This window comes from Vibrio sp. 1727 (genome assembly GCF_033344415.1).
In the GTDB taxonomy this organism is placed as follows: Bacteria; Pseudomonadota; Gammaproteobacteria; order Enterobacterales; family Vibrionaceae; genus Vibrio; species Vibrio alginolyticus.
Genome location: NZ_JAWPOT010000480.1, coordinates 1 through 581 on the forward strand (window position 1 = coordinate 1; position 581 = coordinate 581).

Consider the following 581-nt stretch of genomic DNA (forward strand, 5'->3'; position numbering starts at 1 on the left):
AGGAAGAGCGAGTTCAGGAAGAAGCGGTTGTGGCAATTGCAACTGCACCTGCTATGCAAGGTGGTTTTGCTTGCCCTGAAATGGCAATGGGTAAAGTCATCATCCGTCGTGAGCAACCAGCGGTAGCTGAAGCACCTGTTGTTGAACCTAAAGTTCAAGAAACAGTAGAAGCTAAAGCTGAATCACCGATTGTTGAAGCTGTAGCGCCTGAAAAGGCAGAGCCAGTAGCGGTTGATCAAGCTCCTGTAGAGCCGATCGTTGAAGTGGCTGAAGCACCTGTTGCGGAAGCAACAACAGAAACAGTTGTTGAAGAAGCTCCGGTTCAAGAGCCAGTCGTTGCAGAAACTGTGGAAGAAGCAGCAACAGAAGTTGCCGTTGAAACTCCAGTAGCAGCGCCAGAGATGAAAGCTGAAGTTATCAACGTTGTTGCTAAGCCACGAGCTAGCGCACCAATGACAAAAGCACCTGGTCCTCAAGAACTACGTGAAATCGAAGTAGCCGCAGCGCCGTTTAAAGCTGAACGCTACCAAGCTAAAGGTGCTGGTAGCCAAGTGGCAACAAACCGCGCCTCTGCAGCAATG

General features: G+C 50.1%; 1 pseudogene. It reads left to right on the plus strand.

Annotated elements, in window-relative coordinates:
• Positions 1-581 (plus strand): annotated as a pseudogene (locus R8O10_RS26470) (ribonuclease E); the annotation flags it as partial.